Raw genomic sequence first — 1,541 nt, 5'->3', positions numbered from 1 at the left:
CATGTTTGGACGGCTGAAGGACTGGCGGCGTGTGGCAACCCGCTATGACAGATGCCCGACTGTCTTCCTGTCCGCCATCGCACTCGCTGCTACAGTGCTCTTCTGGTTATGAGTCCTGAGCCTAGTGAGGTTGGTGCAAGCAGCGCCAATCACCTTTCCTCTCCGTCGAATTATGCTCTCACATTATATAAAGGCAAAGTTTGGTCGTCACTGTCCGACCGCTTCCAATAAGCCTTAGCAGTTTCCACTCCCTTTTCGGTGACATCCCACTCTGCAACCCTTTCTGGAGACGACGCTACAAGGCCAAGTCTGATAAGGCCATTTACTCCCCCAGGGGCATATGAGTGATCACTTAGGCGTCCATCAGGATGCCGAATATGCCACCGCATTTTACCGTTGGTCTCGGCCATGCAAAGGCTGTCGACAGTCTCGACCGAGTACCTGACGTGCTCCCCGTTGACGCCCTCACGATAATGTAGAGTCTGCCCATTGAAGGAGCAGACAGATGAGAAAGAGCCGTTTCACCGAGGCGCAGATTATCGGGATGATCAAGGAGCAGGAGGCTGGGATGCCGACTGCGGATGTATGCCGCAAGCACGGGCTGAGCTCGGCGACATTTGTAAGCGGTGTTCTGCCCCCACGTTCCCTTGTCTGCCTTAATGTGCGCATGGCTTGTTCAGAGTTGAACGAGAGGGACTTTCTCCATGGAGACTACACCGGAGATTCTCACTGGAATGGCGGTCCGCAGTGGGACTCGGCGTTCGCGCCGATGGCCTGATGAGATGAAGGCGCGGCTTGTGGCAGAGACCTTGCGGCCTGGGGTAAGCGTCAATGAAGTGGCGCGCCGTGCTGGGGTAAAGGCGAACCATCTGTCTTCCTGGCGGACCTTGGCACGGAGTGGTAAGTTGATCTTACCGGCACCTGAGGACGATGTTGAGTTTAGCGCTCTGGTGGTCAGCAAACCGGCCCCGGTCACGGCTACGCATCCGTCTATCAGGCCTGAGATCGTGGTGGGGAACGTGACGATCCGTCTGAAAGACGGCGCTTCAGCGGATCGTATTGCGGCGGTTGCGCGCGCCCTGACGGCTTCGGTATGATCTTTCCGTCGAACCGGGTGCGGATCATGGTGGCCACTAAACCCATCGACTTCCGTAAAGGGCATGATGGTTTGGCGGCCCTGGTGAAGAACCAATTGCATAAAGACCCTTTCACCTGCACGGTCTTCGTCTTCCGGTCGCGCAAGGCGGACCGTCTAAAGTTGCTCTATTGGGACGGCACGGGTTTGGTGATGACCTATAAACGGCTGGAGGCGCATGTGTTCACCTGGCCGGCGATCAAGGACGGACTTATGAGCCTTAGCCACGCTCAGTTTGAGGCGTTGTTCTCGGGGCTTGACTGGCGCCGGGTCCGGGCCCTAGGCTCAGGACTCATAACCAGAAGAGCACTGTAGCAGCGAGTGCGATGGCGGACAGGAAGACAGTCGGGCATCTGTCATAGCGGGTTGCCACACGCCGCCAGTCCTTCAGCCGTCCAAACATGAT

General features: G+C 57.2%; 2 protein-coding genes and 3 pseudogenes. 4 read left to right on the top strand and 1 reads right to left on the bottom strand.

Annotated features, from left to right (window positions below; genetic code table 11):
- From E5201_RS04000 to tnpB, 4 genes and pseudogenes are all read left to right on the top strand, one after another.
- Positions 1-112: pseudogene (locus E5201_RS04000) on the top strand (IS5/IS1182 family transposase); the annotation flags it as partial.
- A 393-nt stretch (positions 113-505) separates the two neighbouring features.
- Positions 506-619: pseudogene (locus E5201_RS03995) on the top strand (transposase); the annotation flags it as partial.
- 85 nt (positions 620-704) lie between these two features.
- Positions 705-1,097, top strand: a complete 393-nt coding sequence (gene tnpA, locus E5201_RS03990; RefSeq protein ID WP_140984721.1) for an IS66-like element accessory protein TnpA — start codon at positions 705-707, stop codon at positions 1,095-1,097.
- On the top strand, positions 1,094-1,450 hold the full coding sequence (gene tnpB, locus E5201_RS03985; RefSeq protein ID WP_140984720.1) for an IS66 family insertion sequence element accessory protein TnpB: 357 nt from the start codon (positions 1,094-1,096) through the stop codon (positions 1,448-1,450). The genes tnpA and tnpB overlap by 4 nt, the downstream gene beginning before the upstream one ends.
- Here the strand turns inward: tnpB and E5201_RS03980 are convergent.
- Positions 1,428-1,541 (bottom strand): annotated as a pseudogene (locus tag E5201_RS03980) (IS5/IS1182 family transposase); the annotation flags it as partial. The gene tnpB and the pseudogene E5201_RS03980 overlap by 23 nt on opposite strands.

Origin of the sequence: Asticcacaulis tiandongensis, assembly GCF_006475605.1 — a bacterium.
Taxonomy (GTDB): domain Bacteria; phylum Pseudomonadota; class Alphaproteobacteria; order Caulobacterales; family Caulobacteraceae; genus Asticcacaulis; species Asticcacaulis tiandongensis.
Note: the sequence above shows the minus strand (reverse complement) of the source record. Positions and strands in the feature narration are given on the sequence as shown.

Coding starts and splice junctions, on each gene's coding strand:
- tnpA (WP_140984721.1), top strand. CDS start 705: ATGGAGACTACACCGGAGATTCTCACTGGAATGGCGGTCCGCAGTGGG.
- tnpB (WP_140984720.1), top strand. CDS start 1,094: ATGATCTTTCCGTCGAACCGGGTGCGGATCATGGTGGCCACTAAACCC.